This window comes from Nocardioides sp. (assembly GCF_024509035.1).
GTDB lineage: Bacteria > Actinomycetota > Actinomycetes > Propionibacteriales > Nocardioidaceae > Nocardioides.
In genome coordinates, this window is record NZ_JANINT010000081.1 from 8,773 (window position 1) to 9,025 (window position 253).

The 253-nt window shown below is 72.7% G+C and carries 1 pseudogene; it reads right to left on the reverse strand.

Annotated features, from left to right (window positions below):
• Positions 1-200, reverse strand: a pseudogene (locus Q0L15_RS06815) (ATP-binding protein); the annotation flags it as partial.
• Positions 201-253: the final 53 nt, after the last annotated feature.

Genomic DNA, 253 nt, shown 5'->3' on the forward strand with positions numbered 1-253 from the left:
TCGTCGACCTCGGTCACCGGGATCCAGCGTGCCTCCGGCATCGACGCCCGCTCCACGTACAAGGCGTGCTCAAGGCGACCAGCCGCGGCGAGCGCGCGACGTACGGCCGGGAACGTCCGCCCCAGCTTCATGATGATCGCGCCGTCGGTGTCGGCCAGCCGTCGCGCGAGCTCGGGCTCGGGCAGAGTGCCGGGCAACACGGTGAGCACGTCGGTCTGACGGACCAGCGGACTCGCGGTCGCGGCGGTGGCCG